Annotated in this window: 23 protein-coding genes; all 23 read left to right on the forward strand. The window is 44.3% G+C overall.

What is annotated here, in order from left to right; translation table 11 throughout:
* Nucleotides 1-19: 19 nt before the first annotated feature.
* The 23 genes from LRM41_RS00905 to mraY all read left to right on the forward strand — a co-directional run bounded on the left by LRM41_RS00905 (nt 20) and on the right by mraY (nt 20,015).
* Complete coding sequence (locus LRM41_RS00905; protein ID WP_243819068.1) at nt 20-1,087, forward strand: lysylphosphatidylglycerol synthase transmembrane domain-containing protein; 1,068 nt, start codon at nt 20-22, stop codon at nt 1,085-1,087.
* Complete coding sequence (xseA, locus tag LRM41_RS00910) at nt 1,071-2,171, forward strand: exodeoxyribonuclease VII large subunit (protein ID WP_243819069.1); 1,101 nt, start codon at nt 1,071-1,073, stop codon at nt 2,169-2,171. Before LRM41_RS00905 ends, xseA begins: the two co-directional genes overlap by 17 nt.
* Nucleotides 2,140-2,349, forward strand: coding sequence for a hypothetical protein (locus tag LRM41_RS00915; protein WP_243819070.1), 210 nt, complete (start codon nt 2,140-2,142; stop codon nt 2,347-2,349). The genes xseA and LRM41_RS00915 overlap by 32 nt, the downstream gene beginning before the upstream one ends.
* A 39-nt stretch (nt 2,350-2,388) precedes the next feature.
* Nucleotides 2,389-3,048, forward strand: a complete 660-nt coding sequence (locus tag LRM41_RS00920) for a hypothetical protein (RefSeq protein WP_243819071.1) — start codon at nt 2,389-2,391, stop codon at nt 3,046-3,048.
* A 35-nt stretch (nt 3,049-3,083) separates the two neighbouring features.
* The gene (locus LRM41_RS00925; protein WP_243819072.1) at nt 3,084-3,800 is read left to right on the forward strand and encodes a sensor histidine kinase; all 717 of its coding nucleotides are present in this window, start codon (nt 3,084-3,086) and stop codon (nt 3,798-3,800) included.
* Complete coding sequence (locus LRM41_RS00930; RefSeq protein ID WP_243819073.1) at nt 3,797-4,168, forward strand: response regulator; 372 nt, start codon at nt 3,797-3,799, stop codon at nt 4,166-4,168. The genes LRM41_RS00925 and LRM41_RS00930 overlap by 4 nt, the downstream gene beginning before the upstream one ends.
* A complete protein-coding gene (gene recO, locus LRM41_RS00935; protein ID WP_243819074.1) occupies nt 4,152-4,832 on the forward strand; it encodes a DNA repair protein RecO in 681 nt (226 codons plus the stop codon). Before LRM41_RS00930 ends, recO begins: the two co-directional genes overlap by 17 nt.
* Nucleotides 4,833-4,907: 75 nt before the next feature.
* Nucleotides 4,908-6,251: a glycine--tRNA ligase gene (locus LRM41_RS00940; protein WP_243819075.1), complete on the forward strand. Its 1,344-nt coding sequence runs from the start codon at nt 4,908-4,910 to the stop codon at nt 6,249-6,251.
* A gap of 45 nt (nt 6,252-6,296) precedes the next feature.
* Nucleotides 6,297-6,914 carry an SAP domain-containing protein gene (locus LRM41_RS00945; protein ID WP_146555028.1) on the forward strand — a complete coding sequence of 206 codons (618 nt, stop codon included), beginning with the start codon at nt 6,297-6,299 and terminating at the stop codon, nt 6,912-6,914.
* Nucleotides 6,915-7,056: 142 nt separating this feature from the next.
* Complete coding sequence (locus LRM41_RS00950) at nt 7,057-7,548, forward strand: NUDIX hydrolase (protein WP_243819076.1); 492 nt, start codon at nt 7,057-7,059, stop codon at nt 7,546-7,548.
* A 38-nt stretch (nt 7,549-7,586) separates the two neighbouring features.
* Nucleotides 7,587-8,204 (forward strand): hypothetical protein, encoded by a 618-nt coding sequence (locus LRM41_RS00955; RefSeq protein ID WP_243819077.1) that lies wholly within the window; start codon nt 7,587-7,589, stop codon nt 8,202-8,204.
* Nucleotides 8,191-8,676 carry a hypothetical protein gene (locus LRM41_RS00960; RefSeq protein WP_243819078.1) on the forward strand — a complete coding sequence of 162 codons (486 nt, stop codon included), beginning with the start codon at nt 8,191-8,193 and terminating at the stop codon, nt 8,674-8,676. The genes LRM41_RS00955 and LRM41_RS00960 overlap by 14 nt, the downstream gene beginning before the upstream one ends.
* A gap of 24 nt (nt 8,677-8,700) precedes the next feature.
* Complete coding sequence (locus tag LRM41_RS00965; protein ID WP_243819079.1) at nt 8,701-9,369, forward strand: SDR family NAD(P)-dependent oxidoreductase; 669 nt, start codon at nt 8,701-8,703, stop codon at nt 9,367-9,369.
* Nucleotides 9,370-9,395: 26 nt separating this feature from the next.
* Nucleotides 9,396-10,412: a gluconeogenesis factor YvcK family protein gene (locus LRM41_RS00970; RefSeq protein WP_243819080.1), complete on the forward strand. Its 1,017-nt coding sequence runs from the start codon at nt 9,396-9,398 to the stop codon at nt 10,410-10,412.
* A 64-nt stretch (nt 10,413-10,476) separates the two neighbouring features.
* On the forward strand, nt 10,477-12,162 hold the full coding sequence (locus LRM41_RS00975) for a hypothetical protein (protein ID WP_243819081.1): 1,686 nt from the start codon (nt 10,477-10,479) through the stop codon (nt 12,160-12,162).
* 8 nt (nt 12,163-12,170) lie between these two features.
* Complete coding sequence (locus tag LRM41_RS00980) at nt 12,171-12,596, forward strand: ribonuclease H family protein (protein WP_243819082.1); 426 nt, start codon at nt 12,171-12,173, stop codon at nt 12,594-12,596.
* Nucleotides 12,597-12,635: 39 nt separating this feature from the next.
* Complete coding sequence (locus tag LRM41_RS00985) at nt 12,636-13,613, forward strand: Kiwa anti-phage protein KwaB-like domain-containing protein (RefSeq protein ID WP_243819083.1); 978 nt, start codon at nt 12,636-12,638, stop codon at nt 13,611-13,613.
* A 1-nt stretch (nt 13,614) separates the two neighbouring features.
* A complete protein-coding gene (locus LRM41_RS00990; protein WP_243819084.1) occupies nt 13,615-14,865 on the forward strand; it encodes an ATP-dependent DNA helicase in 1,251 nt (416 codons plus the stop codon).
* Nucleotides 14,866-15,085: 220 nt separating this feature from the next.
* Nucleotides 15,086-15,454 (forward strand): division/cell wall cluster transcriptional repressor MraZ, encoded by a 369-nt coding sequence (locus tag LRM41_RS00995; RefSeq protein ID WP_052198792.1) that lies wholly within the window; start codon nt 15,086-15,088, stop codon nt 15,452-15,454.
* A gap of 293 nt (nt 15,455-15,747) precedes the next feature.
* The gene (gene rsmH, locus LRM41_RS01000; RefSeq protein ID WP_243819085.1) at nt 15,748-16,668 is read left to right on the forward strand and encodes a 16S rRNA (cytosine(1402)-N(4))-methyltransferase RsmH; all 921 of its coding nucleotides are present in this window, start codon (nt 15,748-15,750) and stop codon (nt 16,666-16,668) included.
* 198 nt (nt 16,669-16,866) lie between these two features.
* On the forward strand, nt 16,867-17,208 hold the full coding sequence (locus LRM41_RS01005; RefSeq protein WP_129634729.1) for a hypothetical protein: 342 nt from the start codon (nt 16,867-16,869) through the stop codon (nt 17,206-17,208).
* A gap of 21 nt (nt 17,209-17,229) precedes the next feature.
* Nucleotides 17,230-18,975, forward strand: coding sequence for a peptidoglycan D,D-transpeptidase FtsI family protein (locus LRM41_RS01010; protein ID WP_243819086.1), 1,746 nt, complete (start codon nt 17,230-17,232; stop codon nt 18,973-18,975).
* 2 nt (nt 18,976-18,977) lie between these two features.
* Nucleotides 18,978-20,015: a phospho-N-acetylmuramoyl-pentapeptide-transferase gene (gene mraY / locus LRM41_RS01015; RefSeq protein ID WP_243819087.1), complete on the forward strand. Its 1,038-nt coding sequence runs from the start codon at nt 18,978-18,980 to the stop codon at nt 20,013-20,015.
* Nucleotides 20,016-20,069 lie beyond the last annotated feature (54 nt).

Below are 20,069 nucleotides of genomic sequence, written 5' to 3' on the forward strand. Positions count from 1 at the left end.
TCGTGGTATAATGAAGGTTATGTTACCGAAGGTGTTGCAACTGTTAAAATCGCCACGAGCTATTATGAGCGTTTTGACGTTGGTGGTTTTGGCAATAATAATTTTTCTATCTCGGCATGAGCTCGTGAAGGCGTGGAATCTGTTTTTGCACGCGGATTTATGGCTATTATTCTTACTATTACCGTTTCAGATTATCGTGTACTTCGCTGGCGGCGAGATGATTTTTTCGTATCTGAGAGAGAAGAATCTGATTCATCATATTTCCAGGCTGGAGCAGACGAGGATTGCGCTGGAGCTTAATTTGGTCAATCACATTTTTCCGTCGGGCGGAGTTAGTGGAATTTCGTATACGACTTGGCGAATGCACAAGCTCGGCGTGAGTTCGGCGCGTTCGACATTTGCGCAGGTGATTCGTTACGTTACGGGATTTTTGTCGCTTTTGGTTTTGTTGGTGATTGCTGTGCTGGCGCTTGCTATCGATGGCAAGGTTAATCGTTATATCGTTGCCGCTAGTTTCTTGCTGATTATCGTGGTTTTGGCGCTGACGTTTGGTCTGATTTTCGTGTTTTCGTCAAAGCGTCGTATGCAGATGACTGCCGCTAAATTGTCTAAGTTTATCAATGCATTGGTGAAAATTGTGACCTTGGGTAAGAAGCGACGAGTAATGAAGTCGAAGAAAGTCGAAGAGTTTTTTGTTGATATGCAGGACGATTTTCAAGATTTGTCCAATCATCCGAAACTTCTGATAAAACCGATGATTTGGGGAACTGTCTACACTGTTTTTGACGTGGCGATGTTTGCTGTGGCGTTTCTGTCGCTGGGCGTTTTTGTTAATCCGGCGATTTTGATGGTTGGATACGGCGTGGCGGGATTGGCAGCGATTGTCGTGTTTACGCCTGGAGGGGCGGGAGTTTATGAAACTATTATGATTATTTTCTTAAGTATGGCAGGCACTCCGCCGGATTTGGCGATTGCTGGAATAATTTTGACGCGAGCAATTTTACTTACTGGCACGATTATCTTTGGTTATATTTTCTATCAACACGCACTGATTAAATACGGCAAGCCAGATGATTCCCAGGTTTAGCGTTAGCAATTTCATAGCAATTGTCAATCAAACTTTTGACGTGGCTTTTGCTGGAATGGTTGAAGTTGAGGGCGAGGTTTCTAGTTTCAAGTCTTATCCTCCGAAATACGCCTTTTTCGATTTAAAAGATGACGACGGGCTGGTTCGGTGTTTTGTTGGTTTTAGCAATTTACGTACGCCAATTGAAGATGGAATGAAAGTTGTCGTTCGGGCGATGCCAATACTTAGAGATAAAGGCGCTTTTAGTTTGAATGTTCAAGAGATTCGCCCATTAGGCAAGGGAAGTTTGAAGCGAAGTTTTGATCTTTTGAAGCAAAAATTGACAGTTGAGGGTTTGTTTAATTCTGAAAGAAAGCGTCCATTACCGCAATATCCCCAGCGAGTGGCTGTTATTTCCAGTACGAAAGCAGCGGGGTATGCGGACTTTATGAAGATTTCCAGTGAGCGTTGGGGTGGTGTGAAATTCGTAGTCGCCGATGTTAGTGTGCAGGGTGCGAATGCTGCAGATCAAGCTGTGCGAGCGATTTCATATTTTAATCAAATGCCAGAATCTCCAGATGTGATTGTTTTGATTCGTGGCGGTGGCAGTGCGGAAGATTTGGCGAGTTTTAATGATGAGAAACTAGTACGGACGGTGGCGAGTAGTCGCATTCCAACAATGACTGGAATTGGTCATGAAATTGATGAGAGTTTATGCGATTTGGCGGCGGACGTTCGCGCAGCCACGCCGAGCAACGCCGCGCAATTGCTGTTTCCTGATAAGCGAGAAGTGGTTAGGCATTTGCATTACAGGCTAATTGACGCGAAAGATTCAATTTGTAGAGCTATCGAAGAACAATCGCTTAATGCAACAATGTTGCAAAAAGAAGCGCTAAAACAGTGGTCAAGCCGTGTGGATGTGGCTGCAAATGCAACATTGTCGCAACAAAAAGTCATCGCTGAGTATGATCCAGAAATGGCGCTGCGTCGTGGCTATGCAATGATCAAGGGCGATTTACAGATTGGTAATATTGTAGAGATTACAACAAAAGATATAATTATGAAAGCGAGGATTGAGAATAGTGAACAACGATATGACAATTGAGCAAATGATGACTGAATTGAACGAGCGAATCGCGTGGTTTCAAGGCGATGATTTTAATTTGGATGAGGCGAAACAGAGGTTTATTGAGGCGAGAGAATTGTCAAAAAAAATTACTGCCACGCTGGAAGATATGCGACATGATATCGAGGTTCTTAGCGAGGATTTTAATGCTGAGTAGAATCTTTACATCAATTAAAGCATAAGCTATACTCTAATTATGATTACGAGAAATAGAAGTGAGCGCGGCTCAGTTAATGGCTGGATGGTCGGCACAATCGGCTGTCTGATATTGTTTTTGATTGCTGGATCTTTGGCAATTTGGGCGTATATGCAATACTCCCGAGAAAAAAGTAGCGTTGATAGTAAAGTGGCAATTGAAGTCGCTAAGGGAAAGAGCGAACAAGCCGAATCAGACCAGAAGAAATTTTCTGAAGAAGCAAAAAACCCGCGTATTGAATTTGTTGGTCCTGCTGAATACGGTCGAGTATCGTTCATGTATCCAAAAACTTGGAGTGTATATATAGGGAATGACGGCAGTGACAGGGGTGATTACAAAGCTTATCTTCATCCTGTTTCAGTTCCTTCGACAACTAATAAAAATAGTCGGTTTGCATTAAGGCTGGAGATTATCAACAAGAATATGGATACGGTGCTAAATGATTATCAATCACGACTAAAGAAGGGTGAATTGACCTCAAGTAGTACTGAGTTTAACGGAATTTCAGCAACTCGGATTGACGGTACATTTGAGAAAGAATTGCGCGGCTCTGTGGTTTTGATGAAAGTTCGCGATAAAACTATTCGTTTTTCAACCGACGCAGACACGTTCAAGCCAGATTTTCAGACTATATTGAGCACTGTAAAAATCTCTGAATAGAAAAACCCGAGATATATTTGCTATACTAGAATTGTATGGCAGGTAAAGAGTGGAGTGATGCTGATTTTGGGGGATTGCCGAGCGTTTTGGTTGCGGCACATGAGCTAAAAACGCCGCTGGCTTTGATTAGGCAACTGGCGCTACTATTGGACGACGACTTAACCAGTTCTGCCGATAAAACTCAGATCCAGCAACGAATTATTCGGACTTCTGAGCAGGCGTTGCAGCTTACGATCGATTTGGCAAATTCAGCTAATTTAACGCCGTCGTTATTTCCGCTTGAGCCGGTCAATCCGTTGGCTTTATGTCAGCAAGTAGCGATGGAAACAAAGTTCAACGCAATACTTTATGGGCGAAAAGTTAGCTGGCCTAAGAGCAGTCGAAATAGTCAATTAATATTAGCGAACCGAACGCTTTTGGGGCGAATTTTAACGAACTTTTTGAATAACGCGTTGGTGTATACGGAGGACGGATCGGAGATTAAGGTTTCGGTTAAGGCGACAAAAGATGCCGTGAGAATGAGCGTGCGGGATTTTGGACCGATGATGAGCTTGAAGGAATATCGGCTTTTGCTTGATGAAATGGAAACGCGAAAAACCGTGCGAACAAGGCCGGAAAGTAGCGGGCTGGGGATTTACGTGGCGAATCAATTTGCGCGGGCGATGAACGGGCGGATTGGTCTGATTCGTCACCGTGATGGATTGACTTTTTATGTAGAAATGCCAGTTAGCAGGCAGTTGAGTTTGATATGAAAAAACTGTTAATCGTTGAGGATGATAAGAATTGGGCGGATATCCTGGGCAAGTTTGCTGCGGATGTTGGGGTAGAGTACCAAGTGGCAGTTTCTGGAGCTCAGGCAATTGAAATTATTGATGATTGGAGGCCTGATGCGGTGATTTTGGATATGTTGCTGGCGGGAGAAACGGCGATTGCTCTGTTGAATGAGCTGCGATCGTACGCGGATTTGGCGAGTCTGCCGATTGTGGTTTGCACGAATATCGACGCTAAAATGGATGATTTGCGTCCGCTTGGCGTGAAGGCGATTTTGAATAAAACATCGATGCGTCCGAATGAGGCGCGGGCGATTTTTCGCGAGGTTTTAAATGACGGGGCAGAGTGAACGAGTAAAAGCAATTGTTTTGAGGCGAACGAATTACGCCGAAGCTGACCGAGTTTTGCAATTATTAACCCCAAAAGGTCGACGTAGCGTAATCGCAAAAGGCGTGCGACGCGAGCGCAGTAAATTGGCGGGCGGAATCGAATTATTCGCGATTTGCGACGTGGTTATTCGTTCTGGTCGGGGCGATTTGGGGCTATTAACTTCCGCTCGATTATCGGCTTTTTATCGGCATATTTTGGAAGATTACGATCGGATGCAGTTTGCTTATTCGGTAATGAAATTGGTTTCTGCGGCGAGTGAAAATATTGACGAACCAGAATGGTATTATGTGCTGAGTCAAGTTTTGGAGCAATTGAATAATCCTGCAATAAACCAAAAATTGATTGAAACGTGGTTTTATTTGCAATACGCGAGTTTGCTGGGTGATGAATTGAATCTTCGCACAGATGTGACGACAGCACCGTTGCTCTCTGATAAAAAATATATGTATGACAATGCAGAGAAAGGCTTGAGATTGGCGGAGCAGGGCGATTTGGGCGCAGACGCTATCAAATTGTTAAGGTTAATCCAGGCCAAGCCTCTGGCAAACGTGGCGCAAATTGGCGGAATAACTGAGGTTATAAACGATTGTTGGCTGACCGCCAGACAGCACGCCGCGGTGTAAAATTGCTCGTAAAATGGTATAATTTAGGAAATAATGTGAATCGCCATGTTGCCAACATGGAGAAAGGTTTTTTCAATGAGTCAAGCGAAAATGGAAGATATTATTAGCCTGTGTAAGCGTCGAGGTTTTATTTATCAGGGTTCTGATGTTTACGGCGGTTTGTCTGGAACGTGGGATTATGGTCCGCTTGGCGTTCAATTGAAGCGCAACATCATGAATTTGTGGTGGCGAATGTTTGTTGACGAGCGTGATGATATATATGGCGTCGATGCGGCGATTCTGATGAATCCGAAAGTCTGGAAGGCGAGTGGGCATGTCGATACGTTTGTTGATCCATTGTGTGAAGATACGGTTAATCATCGGCGTTATCGTACGGATCATATCCTTAAAGACAATGGGGTTGATGCGGACGGCTTGACGATGGAGCAAATGGATGAAGTGATTGCAGAAAAGGGAATTAAAAGCCCAGACGGAAATCTACTGAGTAAATCTCGCACGTTTAATATGATGTTTAAGACGAGCGTCGGCGCCACTGAAAGTGAAGACAGCGTTGCATATCTTCGTCCAGAAACCGCTCAGGGAATTTTTACCAATTTTAAGAACGTTGTTGATAGTTTTTATCCAGACTTGCCGTTTGGAATTGCTCAGCAGGGCAAAGCGTTTCGCAATGAAATTGCGCCGCGAGATTTTGTTTTCCGTTCTCGGGAGTTTGAGCAAATGGAGATTGAGTATTTTGTCAATCCAGAAAAATGGCAGGAAGCGTTTGATGAATTATTGAAGTCGACGCATGAGTTTTTGGAGGCATTGGGATTAAATCCTGATAATATTCACGAGTTGGACGTTCCGGCGGAAGACAGGGCGCATTACAGTAAGAAAACGATTGACATTGAATACGATTTTCCAATTGGCAAGGAAGAGTTGATGGGAATTGCGTATCGGACTGATTTTGACTTGATGAACATTCAGCGTGTCAGCGGCAAGAGTATGGAGTATACAATCAAGGGGACGAATGAAAAGTTTGTGCCGCATGTGATTGAGCCGAGTTTTGGTGTTGAGCGGGCGCTGATGGCGGTGTTGTCGAGTGCGTATCGTGAGGACGAACAGAACGGCAGTAAACGTGTTTATCTGGCACTTCCAGAACATTTGGCGCCGGTTAAATTTGCCGTTTCGCCGCTACTTAAGAATAAGCCAGAATTGGTGGAGAAGGCGCGTGAAATCTACGCCAACCTATCTAAGAAAAATCCTGGACGTGTTATGTGGGATGACAATGGAAACATCGGTAAGCGCTATCGCCGTCAGGATGAAATTGGTACGCCGCACTGCGTGGTTGTCGATTTTCAGACGCTGGATGATGACACTGTTACTGTTCGTGAGCGAGATACGACGGAACAGAGGCGAGTGAAGGTTGAGGAGTTGTAGATATTGGACGTGAAAAAAGCAAATTGGTTTTGAGGAGATAAAAGATTGACAAAAAGTAGACCTGAGTTTGATAAAATCACATCGTTTGATGAGTTTAATCAATACTATTGGTATCGTGAAGAACTTTCACAGATATGCAGGTCGCTAGCATTAGAACATAGAGGTACAAAACAAGAACTTAATTATATTATTGAGCAGTACTTTAAGGGTAATTTAATTAAAAAATCATCAATAAAAAACGAAACAAAGCAAGTTGAAAATATTACTCTATATATGCCATTACTTGAATGTGGGTTTTCCTTTAATACAAAATTTAGAGAATATTTCTCTGCCGTAACAGGTATTGCACCTTTTAAATTTACTGCTGATATGGCTACTGCTTGGAGAAAAGTAAAAAGTGAAAATGATTTGAGTTTTACGATTCAAGATATGCTGAAAGTTTATTATGGAAAATCGGATTATGCTAAATATGATAATTCGGTTTGTCAATGGAATCAATTTTTAAAGGATTTCTGTGCAGACGAAAATAGTCGCAACTATTCGAATAAGTTAAAAGTAGCTGCTATTCTTTGGAAAGAAGTTAGAGATTCAAGAAATGAAAAAATTTATTCAAAGAATCTTTTGACTGAATATGCAGGAAAAATAAAAGAGTATCACAATTAGGTAATTTAGGTAATTCCTAACTTATTAACACCCAATGAGTAGTTAGTAAATGGATATTGGAAAGAGATATTGGAAAGACAGAGTATACTGTAGGTGAAATGGTATTAGCTATCTAGCGCTCGGGTGTAGTATAATGACTTTCATGACAAAAATCACCAACGGACGTATCATTACACAGAATTTAGATGGAACGGACCATCTGGATTGTCTGTATCGCGTTTCCATAAAAGCTCTGATTTACAACGACGCTGGGCAGATTTTGGTTGTCAAAGAGGATGGACGGCCGCTTTGGGATCTTCCTGGCGGCGGAATGGATTATGGTGAAACTTTTGAGTCGGCTTTGAAGCGGGAATTGTATGAAGAAGTTGGATATAAGGGCAATCTTCGCTATCAGCTTTTTGATGCGTCGGACGAAATTTATATTGAGCGAATTGATGCTAATCAAATTTGTTTTTCCTGTCGTGTGTGGATGGAAAATTTTGATTTTTCAGCGGGCGTTGATGCAGACGAAGTGATGTTTATTGATCCTGAAGAGTTGCGACTCCAAGAGAGCGAGTCGGGTGCGCCGCTTCGATATAACGTGCATTTGAAGTGGCAGAAATTGTGTGGCGCAAATAGTTTGCCGACAGAATAGTATTGACTTTTTCCATAAAATAGTATAGAATATAACGCATGGAAAAAAGTACAGGCGGCGTATCTTTTGGTATTAGATTTATTGACTCTGGTGATGGCTCAGAGAATTATTCCTCTGTTGAAAGTCGGCGCTTGATTGGAATCTATGATGGCGATTGGTCTTTGGAAGAAGATGGGACGGTGAATGCGTCCATGGTGTTTGCCAGAAGAGTGGGTGATATTCGTAGTCATGAGGATTTAATAGAAAAGGTTCGTGGAATTGGTGAGAATATGGCGCGAGTGTCTATTTCAGAGTGTCTGGGAGTTGAAGATGAGGTGAAGGTAAGTGGCTGGCTATTAGCTGATCCTATGTCGCATAGTGGAATTTCTTTCTTGCGCAAAGTAATACCAACCGAGCTTGTTGTTCCTGATTTCATTGAGAATAACCCTGACGACGATCAGAAGCTAGAGATCGTCAGGCTTGCTTTGCGCGTCGGAGCTGTGGCTTTGCATTGTGCAGGATTGTCATTAGAAGAGCTTAAGGAATCGCCTACTGAGAGTTTCTCTCCGGATAAAGTGGATGAGCTTGTTTCTCGTTTCCATGGCAATGTGGATTTTGGTAGCAAGTGGAGAGAGTATAAGAAAATAGCCAAAGATTTAACGTATGATGAAAACTGATAATTACGGCGCCAGGGTTAAAATCGAGAATATTATGGAGGGCGAAGTCGACGAGGATTTGTTATTTGCTTTATTGACTAGATTAGTTGTTAAGGACGAGGTTCTCGATATGGATGTAATGTTGGCTAGTCGCTGTCGTGAGTATTCGGGACATATCATGTTAGCAGAGAAGCGCCTTCCTGGTCGGTCTACGTTCATACAATCGCCATTTCAGTTTCCGTATGGTAAAACTGAGCTGCGAAGCTGGCGGGATGGGCGGGGTGTACATTCTGTTGGAGGGATAAGAGGAGGATTCAGGAAGAATGCTTATTTTTCTTCAGATAATGCGGAATATCTCATAAAGCGAGTGGCTGCCGTGGCTGTTGGGCTTTGCTTGGAAACGCCTTTACGGGAGCTGGATTCTGTCAAGGAATTTTCAGCCGAGGAGCTGGCAGAAGCTTGGCCGAGGCTTAGATACGGAATTTACATTTAATATTGCCATTGCTATAATAACCATATGCATATTATTCTTGGTGGGACGAGTGGGCTTGGTTTGGAAATGGCGAAGCAGCTACGGAAACGTGGCGAGCGTGTGTTGGTGCTGGGAAAGACTCATAATCCGCAAAAACACGGCGAGGGTTTTCCTCTGGATGTTTATTATTCAGATCAAGTGGAGTCGGCGTCGGCGCGAATTGAGCAGATTTTAAACGGCGATGATATTGATCAATTTGTGTGGGCGGCTGGATATGGCTGGCGCGGCAATTTTGAAGATCAGCCGAGTGTTCGCAGTATGGCGGAAGTTAATTTTTCGGGCGCGTTGCCGCTGGTCCAATGGGCTTGGCGTAAGATGTCAACGCAGAATCGCAAGTCTGTACTGACAATTATCGGGTCGACAAGTAGCGTTAAAGCGCGCCCGGATGAAGCTGTGTACGTTGCCACGAAGCACGCTCAAGCGGGTTTGGCGCGAAGTTTGGGAATGCAGGCAGATGAGCAAAAACTTCCAGTTAAAGTTGCACTATTTTTGCCTGGTGCTATGAAAACTCCGTTTTGGAATGGGCGCGATCTTCCGGCTGATTATATGTTTTTCAACGATCCAGCAAAAATTGCTACTCATATTATTAACGCGATTGATTGTCAGCAGCAGCCCTTTTTGGAATGGGCGTTGCCAAAAGGTACGTTGGTTTAGAGCTTATTAAGTGCTATAATTCAGGCATGACGGATAGTTCGAATAATGATTATTTTGGGGTAAAAGTTGTAGTTATTGGTGGCGGAACGGGAAGTTTCACGCTGCTTTCTGGATTGAAAAAATATACACACAGCATTACAGCGTTGGTCAATATGGTTGACGATGGCGGCTCAACTGGCGTGTTGCGCGATGAATTGGGCGTGTTGCCGGCGGGCGACGTCAGGCAATGCCTGGTGGCGTTAAGCACTTCGCCGAAAGTTCGCGATTTGTTCAATTACCGGTTCGGCGAGGGCAGTATGAAAGGTCACGCGTTTGGCAATTTATTCATGGCGGCGCTGGAAAAGATGACAGGAAGTTTTGCTGATGCGGTGGAATTGGCTAGCGAAGTTTTGGGCGTCAATGGCCGAGTTTATCCGATTACTCTGGACGATACAACGATGTCGATTAAACTGAAGGACGGCACAGTGGTTGATGGTCAACACGCGGCTGAGTCGCTAAAGATTCCGCGCGGCGAGCGTCCGTGGCTAGAGCTTAAACCGCCAGCTACGATTAACCCGCGAGCCCGTCAAGCGATTTTGGATGCCGATTTGGTGGTGATTGCGCCGGGGCTTTTATATGGTAGTTTGGCGCCAGCGCTGTTGGTTCGAGGCGTTACTCGAGCGCTTGCTGAAACGAAGGCGAAGAAAGTCTATGTCTGCAATTTGGTTACTAAGCCAACGCAAACTGATGGATTTACCGTGGCGGATTTTGCGGATGAAATTGAGCGATTTTCAGGGGTGAATATGGATTATGTGCTTTACAATAACCATCGCCCGCCAGAGGAATTGATAAAGAAATATGCTCACGACGGCGAATATTTGGTCGAGTGGGATAAGGAATTGCTGAAGAAAAAGCATTATTATGCGTCGGGCAAGCGTTTGATTGCTGATGACGTATGGGTCAACACGAACTCCAGTAGCGATCCGTTAGCGGCTCAGCGCAGCTTGATTCGTCACGATGCCGACAGGGTAGCGCGCGAATTGATGCGGATTTATTTTGCGTAGACAGCCACTATCGTCTAGCTATTGCAAAAATTTATAGTTTGTGATATAATTTACAAGCTATATTATGAAAAGTAAAGAATCATTAGACAATATCACCAATCTTCAAAATCAAGGCGAAGTTGACTTTTCTCTTGAAAGGAGAGAATTGGTCATGGGATTGGTGGAGACATTTAGCGGAGATCACTTAACTCCGTCGCGTAAACTGGCTGCAGAGATTATTATCGGGATGCCGGAAGGTTTAAGTGATAGGCGACGCATTGATTATATTACAAGGTCGCTAGATGGCGCCTCTGAAGAGATTAGCAAGGATACTGTTATAGGTATAGTTGAGGATTATAAGGTCTTACAAGAGGCTTTTTCGTCGTACATGGAAGATATTGATGAGGGTTCGCTAGCAGGAAAAGCGCTAAAGCTTAAGGACAATCAAATGATTCCTGACGATTTAGATGTGGACGGTGACGATCAGGGTAAGAGTCCATGGGCTGAAAATCCGTCAATTCCAGCACCGCATCTTGATAACTTGATAAAGATATTCTCAACAAAAGGCGAGGGGGCTGAGGGCGTAGGTCTAGAAACTGCAATGATTGCTGGAGCTATAACCTTATCTAACTTAAAAATCGCCCCTTATCATAGCGCGTTCGCGTATAAATGTGCAGTGTTTGCTGAAAATTTCTTAATTCCGGTGTGTAGTATTATTGGGCTAGATAACTTGGAATCTGAGCTAAAAGATGAAATTGGTGTTATGACGGGTCGTAATATTGGTGATGCTTTATATCGCAAAGATGCCTTGAGTAATGATATCGATTCGATCATGAATGAGGTGGACAGGGTTGTGTCGTTGCATTTTGGTAGCAGGTATTCGACCGATCCTACACGATTTGATTTTGCTATGGGTAACTTTAATGGTGTGTTCTCTGAGTTGCTAGGGGAGTCAGATCTGAAGCCTGCTGTAAATACCAATTCCTCGCATAGCACATTTTTTGGATCTGGTACTGTAAAAACCCCTAATGGGGCAGAATTGGAAGTAAGGGCTCGAGGTAAAGGTCGCGGCTCGTATTGTAAAAAATTACTGCAGACCATAGGTTATTATGATAAACGTTCTCAACCTCTGAAAGATTCGGGAGAATTCCATCCGATCGACTTATATGGTATGACGGTAATTTGTCAAGACAACGAGCAATTAGCTGATGCCTATGCTGATGCTGTGATTAAAGCTGTTAATGGCGGTAAGATTACTCCATATCCAGCTCCAGGACGGAAAAGCGAGTGTTTTGTTATTAAGGGTTCTTCGGATTTCCAGGAGAAGATCCGCCAGAAAATTATCGATAAGATACCAGGCGTTGATATGAAAATGTTCAGTTTTAAGGATAGTGGTAGCGGATTTACTGATGCGAAGATTACGGGATTCTATGAAACTGACGATGGAAGAATTCCGTATGCGCCGTTTGAGATGCAGTTTTCTACGCCAGATGCTCGTCTGGTGGCTCGTACTGGTAAAAAGGCGGCACACTTTTTCTTTAAGCTGCGGAAAATTTACGGCGATTTGGTCAATATGAGTGATGAAACAGCAGAGAAGATAATTGATATTTGGCAGCGTAAGCAAGACTTCTTTACAAACTGTGCTGATGGGGAGAAGGAATCTCATTTAACAAAACAAAGTCGTGATCGCGTTAGTGAATTTTATAAAGTCTATAATAAGATGAACAGTACGTCTCGTAAGATAGCCAGGCGAGCTATAATTAGTGTATAATCATACTAATGACAACTTACTATACTGACGGCTCTGCTTCACCAAATCCTGGTCCGGGGGGTTTTGCGGTTATTCGCGATCTTCAACCGTGGATTTTGGGCTCAGAGGACGGTGAGACGACGAATATTCGCATGGAAGGCAAGGCTTTAATCGCAGCACTGAAAGATGCTGACGGTGCGCCGTGTGTGATTTATTCTGATAGTGAGTTTTGGATTAACGTGGTTACCAAGTGGGCGCCGGGTTGGGAAAAGCGCGGCTGGACGAAAAAAGGCGGCGATATTAAAAATCTGGATATTGTACGAGAATTGTACGAATTATATTCAAATTCGCAGGCGGATCTCCGTTGGGTGCGCGGCCATGAAGGCGATGAAGGGAATGAATTAGCTGATGAATGGGCCAATCGGGCGCGTGAAGGCGAAAGATTGACAAAATAACAGCTAGCGACATCTGATAAAAATTGCTATACTAGAAAAATGGAAGAAGTGAGGGAAACGACTGATATTTTTTTGTGGGCAAATCAAAATGACGCAAAAAAGAATGATTTACAGATAGAGCTGTTCTTATTTAGCAAAAATTACACGCCATATTTTATGCCGATAAAAGGCGATGTTGAGCAGCAACTCAGACCGCTGTTCTTGTTTGATTATATCAATCAGGTCAATTTGGGTGCGGGCACTGGACTGAGTGTTCGCGATTATGAATTGAGTGAATCGGAAGATAATGTTCTGTTGAGGACTGATCTGGAAAAGGTTGGGCGAGCTGAAACGCTGATTCATTTGATTGAGCATGAGCGTCATGACATCGTGGAGTTTTCGGAAACTGAACACGAATTCAAGCGCATGAAGGGGATCGTGGCGCGATTTACCGATCAGAATAATCCTGATGCAGTATTTTATACTGTTAAGCTAATCCAGCAAGGTCAGACACTGAAGAGTGCGTTGGCTTGGGAGTTTTCTGACGGCAAATTTGGTTCGTTTAATGCGGAAATTGGCTTTAAGGTTCCGGATGATAATCAAGTTTTGATTGTCGGTAAAGATATTTTTGCGTTTAATCCTGGAAAGTTTGAGCGCATGTTTGGCTATGAGTATAAAAAGCAGGTGATTGCTGATAAAAAAGTGGCTGAAATTGAGAAGGAATATAAACTGAGTTTTCCGGAGGGAATGGATCTTAATACTCTGGTGAAAGAGCGCAAAAAGACAGTCAATAAATTGCAGAAGTTGGAAATTGGCGCAGTTAAGCAGGAAGATGTTTTGGACTATGCTGATGAGATGCAATTGGAGTTGATGAGCGATGATAACGGCGCGATTATTATCATGGACGGCAATGATTTGGATATGTTCGTAAATCTCATTAACGAGGATTATATCGAGAGTAAAATCACGGGCAAGCGTTACGAAATTAAGTCGAAGAAGCTGCTCGGCGAGCCAGAAGGCGAACCGCCACGGGGCTAAAATGGATCAAGAATTGGCGCTGGCTATTCTGCTGAGTGGTCGGTCGGCGTTGCTGACTGGTGCGGCTGGAACGGGCAAAACTTACCTGTTGAATACTTTTATTGCGCGGGCGCGAAAACGGGGTAAAAAGGTGTCGGTAACGGCGACAACTGGTCTGGCGGCGACGCACCTTGGTGGCAATACAATTCACAGCTGGGGTGGCATTGGTGTGAATGATCATTTGCCGAACAATTTTTTTGAACGATTGTCAAAAACGCGGCGTGATGTGATTTCTAAAACTGACGTGTTGATCATTGACGAGATTTCAATGCTTCACGATTTTCGGCTGGATATGATTGATAAAGTTTTACGAACCGTCAGGGAAAATGATCAGCCATTTGGTGGCATTCAGTTGGTGATGAGTGGCGATTTTTTCCAATTGCCGCCAGTGAATCGCCCAAATGAGCAGGGCGGCGGATTTGTGGTTTATTCTGATGCTTGGCAAGAACTTCAGCCGGCGGTTTTATATTTGGAGCGACAATATCGCCAGAATGATGAGCGGCTTTTGGAGATTTTGACCGCTCTAAGAACTGGCGATGTTAGGCGACGTCACGTCGAGGCGTTGCTGGCGCGCACGGAAATTGAGTCGCCAGATGGTGATATCACAGAACTACACACTGTAAACGTTGATGTCGATGATATCAATATTCAAAAATTGGCGGAATTGCCAGGAGAAGAGCGTTCGTATCAGCAAACGACGACAGGCTCGAAAATTTATGTAGAGAATCTGCAAAGGTCAGTTTTGGCTCCAGAAAATCTGGTAATTAAGCTGGGCGCGTTGGTGATGGCGGTTAAAAATTCGCCGCAAAAATTGTATGCCAATGGAAGCATCGGCACGGTCGTGGATTTTGAGCCGCTGACGGAATATCCGGTTGTTGAGTTTCGAGATGGTCGTCGAGTGACGATGGTACCGGATGTTTGGGAATTGCGAGACGGAGAGCGCAAACGAGCGAGCATTTCTCAAGTTCCGCTGCGTTTGGCGTGGGCTATAACAGTTCATAAAAGTCAGGGAATGACACTGGATGCGGCTAAGATTGATCTGAGAAAGGCGTTTGTTGAAGGTATGGGTTATGTGGCTTTGAGTCGCGTGCGAGATTTGGACAATTTATATCTATACGGAATTAACCGTAGGGCGCTGGAAGTTTCTCCTGACGCGCTAGCAATTGACGAGGTCTTGAGGCAGGCAAGTAGGGAGTCTGTTGAGAGATATTAATAGCGTCGGCTTATACCAACCCAACACTAGGCTTTTCCACAAAAGTGTGGAAAAGTTTTTATTTGATGCAAAAATGGGTAAAAAGTCAAAAAAAGGGCTTGCAAGTGGGTAGGTGTGGGTAGTATAGTGGAGTCAGTGGAACGAAAGTTGATGGAAAATCACCAACAAAAACAAACATCCACTACAAAAAACAACTAATCTACCACGAAGGAAGGACGACGTGCAGACAGATTACTTTGAGCGTAAGTTGGATGACAAGCGACGCTTGACAATTCCGGCTGAGCTCAGGGCAGAATTTGCATCAGGCGTCGTGCTAACTCGCGGGTTTGGTAAATATCTCCACTTGTATCCACAGCAAATCTGGGATCGGGAAGTGGAAAGCGCTCTAACGGGAAGTATTCTGGATGAGCGAGTTGCCGACCTGAACGTTAAATTCCGACGAGGTAAAACCGCATCGGCGCTCGACCAAAAACAAGGACGAGTGACGATTGAGCAGCATTTGCTCGACTACGCTGGAATTGACAGAGAAGTCGTTGCTGTGCGAGCAGGGGAATATTTTCGGCTAATAGCGGCCGAGAATGCGGAATAGTAGATTAGCTAGGCACCTTAACAATTAGAAACCTCTCGAGATCAACTATCTGGGTATTTGAAAATGGCATGTGGCAATTTGCTCCACATTAAAAAAGGCAACGTACCTTCCTCAAACACCTCCCAAAAAAAACTCCACCTCACACATAAGTCTCTTTGGAAAACATGGTTGTTACTGACAATCAACAAATTTCCACTCTAAGACAACAAAAACAAACAAAACACAAATACAAAAAAGCCAGAATTAAATATCCAGTTAGGTGATCTCGAGCATTATTTCTGTATAATGGAATAATGATGAGTATTAAAGAACATCCACCACAGTCGGAAGAACTCCAAGCGAGCGAACCGATTCATGTTCCCGTACTTTTGGAGATAACCCTTAGCAAGCTGCAGCCAGTCGAAGGCGAGTCGTATCTCGACTTGACGGCTGGCTATGGCGGCCATGCCAGGGCATTCTTAAATAGGACGGATAATTACTTGAACTCAGTGTTAGTAGATCGCGACGAAAACGCGATTAAGACATTGGGTGATTTGGCTGAAAAAGGCGTAACTTTAATTCACAAAGATTTTGTGAGCGCAGCGCAAGATTTGGTCAAGCAGGGGCGTAAGTTTGACGTGATTTTGGCTGATTTGGGGGTGTCGTCACCACAGCTTGACAGAGCAGAGAGAGGTTTTTCGTTCAGATTTGACGGTCCGCTAGATATGCGGATGGACAATCGGACGGAAATCACAGCAGCGGATATTGTCAATTCATATTCGGTTGATGATTTGACGCAGCTGATTATTCGTTACGGCGAGGAAAATCCCGGACGAGCAAGGCGAATTGCACAGGCAATTGCAAAAGCTCGACCAATTCAGGAAACAACTGAGCTGGCTGATCTGATTAAGCAAACCGTTGGTCGTGGTAGCATGAAGCATCATCCCGCGACTCGTACCTTTCAGGCGCTACGCATTGAAGTCAATCGAGAACTTAAGCTGATTGAAGAACTATTGCCACTTTTGCCACGCTTACTTAATAAGGGCGGGCGAGTGGGAATAATTAGTTTTCATAGCTTGGAAGACAGATTGATCAAGCGTTACTTTTCGGAGCAAGCAACGGCTGGCTATGAGGCTGAGCTGATTGTTCCAGAGAAAAAACCGGTGTCTGGAACTGAAGATGTTCACAATCCGCGTAGTCGAAGTGCAAAGTTTCGATACGCCGTGAAAAAATAAAACAAAAAGAAGGAGGCTATTATGCCAATCCACATCAAAGTAGAATTCCAGAATACAGACAAGGCAGAGGCTGTTTCAGTACGCCGCGGCTAAACTAAAGCGTATTCCGGAATATACCTTAGAGAAACCAGCCTGTCTTTAACGGGCGGGCTGGTTTGTTATGCTAAACACAAATATAAACATAAAAGATAGAGACAAATGACAAACACCACCACATTTACTTCACGACGTTCACACGGTCAATTGCGCCGAAATCAGAATTCTACACGTTTTCAGTCTCAGGTCAAACTTGGTCCTGTTGCTCATACAGTGCTAGTTGCATTGATGATTACAGTACTGGGCTTGATTTATCTTACTCAGGCAACTAGACTTACAGCTTACGGCTATGAAGCTCAGAGTCTGGATACAAAAATCACCGAACTAAGCGCAAAAAAGTCAGAATTGGAAGTGCAGAATGCGCGTCTGACGGCGTTAGAGAAGGTGAAGAATAGCAATGTCGCTTCAGCTATGACGACAACTGAAACGCATTACGCACAATAGTGATATAATAGGATAAGCAATATGCAACGGCTTATTCGTTCAAGAACTGGTTGGTTGGCCATCGCTTTACTAGTAGTGATGGCGGCTTTTGTGTTGCGATTATTTCAATTGCAGATTTTGCAATATGGCAAATATACGGAATTAGCGCGAGCAAGTCAGCAGCGTCAATTTATCATTCCTGCGGAGCGCGGGAAAATTTATATGATGGACGGGAAAACGCCAGTTCCTGTGGTGCTTAATCAGGCGGTTTATACGGTGATTGCGGATCCGCAGTCGATTGACGATAAAGAGCGGGGTCAGCTTGTTGATAGTCTGAGGGAAATTGCTGGCGGCGAAATGACGGAAAATGTATCTGAACGGCTTAATAATAAAAAGTCGCGCTATGAAGTTTTGGCGAAAAATATTACCAGAACTCAAGCGGAAAAATTGAAAAAGAAAAACTTTGCGGGCGTGCTATATCAGCAAAGTTCTATTCGAAATTATCCTGAGGGCGAACTGGGCGCGCACGTGCTTGGATTTGTGAATGCGGCTGGCGAAGGTCAATATGGCGTCGAAGGCTCTTTGAATAAGCAGCTTAAGGGTCGGGACGGGCTATTGCAATCTGTAACTGACGTTAGAAACATACCTTTGACGGTTGGAAAAAATAATATGCGAATCGAGGCGAAATCTGGTGACAATTTGGCGCTGACGGTGGATAGGAACATCCAAAGCCAGACTGAATTGGCACTGAAAAAGGGAGTTGAAGCGGCTGGCGCCACTGAGGGAAGTGTGATTGTTATGAATCCGAAAAACGGTCAAGTTCTGGCAATGGCGAATTATCCGACTTATAATCCAGCGAATTTTGCCAAGCAGAAAAACGGGTCTGTGTTTGTGGATAGCGCATCCATGGTTCCGTTTGAGCCGGGTTCGATTATAAAATCATTTAGTTTCGCTACGGCAATTGACAAGGGCGTTATTACGCCGTCCAGCACGTATAATAATACCGATTGTATAAAGGTTGCCGACCGCACGATGTGTAATGTCTTGAGGGGTTTGGGTGGCACGATGACGATTCAAGGTGCGTTTAACAATTCGCTCAACGTTGGTACGATTACCGCGATTCGAAAATTAGGAAATGGCTCTCAGATTAATTTGCCGGCTCGCCAGACTTTGTATGAATATTATCATGATAAATTTGGCTTTGGGGCTAAAACTGGAATTGAGCTGGGCGAGGCTTCGGGCTATATTTACCCGCCAGATAGCGCTGAAGGAAATGAGGTTCGCTATTCGGCCATGACTTACGGGCAGAGTATGAACTTGACTATGGTTCAAGTCGCGGCTGGATTTTCGTCGCTAGTTAACGGTGGTCAATATTACAAGCCAACCATTCTCGTTGGTACAATTGACGAATCTGGCAATCTGAAATCGTCGGAAAATAAAGTTGTTCGTCAAACGGTAAGCGGCGGCACGTCATCGCAGATGCGAACGATGTTAACGACGGCGCGCCGATCTTCATTCCTGTCAAAGAGCGACAAGTCTGGTTATGAAATCGGCGGAAAAACTGGTACTTCTGAAGCGGTGGTTAATGGCGCTTACACGCAGAAGGAAACGATTGCTACATATATTGGTTATGGTGGTGGAAAAAATGGCGCCGAATATGTCATAATGGTACGTGTAGCGGCTCCGGGAAAAGGGATTAACCTACAGGGAAATCTTCATGCCGGACCAATTTTTACGGATATATCCAACTGGATGATTGATTATATGAAAATAGCACCAAAGGAATAAATATGGGAATAGCTCTGCAGACAGTAACTAATGAATTAACGCACGTATTTTTGCTGAGCGTCGGCGCGTTTTTGCTAGCGATGTTTTTAACGCCAATTTATACGTTTTTCGCTTATCGATATCGCTTCTGGAAGCGCCAAAGGTCGGAGAGTACTGACGGGAAAAAGCTGAAGATTTTCGCCAAATTCCAAGCGGCAAAATTGCGGCGAAACATCCCGACGATGGCTGGAGTGATTGGCGTAATTTCAATCTTTGTGGTGACGATTTTCTTCAATTTAGACCGAGCGCAGACTTGGCTCCCTCTGGCGGCGTTGGTTGGTGGCGGAATTGTTGGGCTAATTGACGATATCATCAATCTGCGTGGTTTGGGTGGCGGCGCGGCTGGGCTTCGTAGTCCAGTGAAGTTTGCGCTAATTACGTTGATTGGCGTGGTGCTTGGTTGGTTTTTCTTTGCTAAATTGGGCGTGGCGAGTTTTCACGTTCCGTTTGTGGGCGAGGTGAATATTGGTTGGTTAATAGTTCCTTTGTTCGCATTTGCGGTGGTGGCTACTGGTAACGCTGTTAATATTTCTGACGGAATGGACGGACTGGCGGGTGGGCTGCTCAGTATTAGCTTTGGGGCGTTTGGTGTGATTGCCTTATTGCAACAACATGTTATATTGGCGGGATTCTGCTTTACGGTTGTCGGAGTACTCTTGAGCTATTTGTGGTTCAATATTTACCCAGCTCGATTCTTCATGGGCGATGTTGGCAGTTTTGCTTATGGCGCGTGTTTGGGCGTTGTGGCAATGTTAACCGACTCTCTACTTCTGCTTCCTGTGATTGGCTTGCTATTTGTAATTGAGGCGGGATCAAGCTTGACCCAAATCGTCAGCAAGAAGCTGTTTAAGAGAAAGATTTTCTTATCCGCGCCGATTCATCATCACTTGGAGGCGATTGGTTGGCCAGAAACTAAAGTGACGATGCGCTTCTGGGTTATTGGCTGCGTGATGGCATTTATCGGCGTGATGCTGGCGCTCGCTGGAGGTCATATTGCGTAATTCGATCGCCAAAAATCGTCAATCTATCACTCAGCCGGTTCGAAGTCACCGGCC

It is taken from the genome of Candidatus Nanosynbacter sp. TM7-087 (genome assembly GCF_022828365.1).
Taxonomy (GTDB): domain Bacteria; phylum Patescibacteriota; class Saccharimonadia; order Saccharimonadales; family Saccharimonadaceae; genus Nanosynbacter.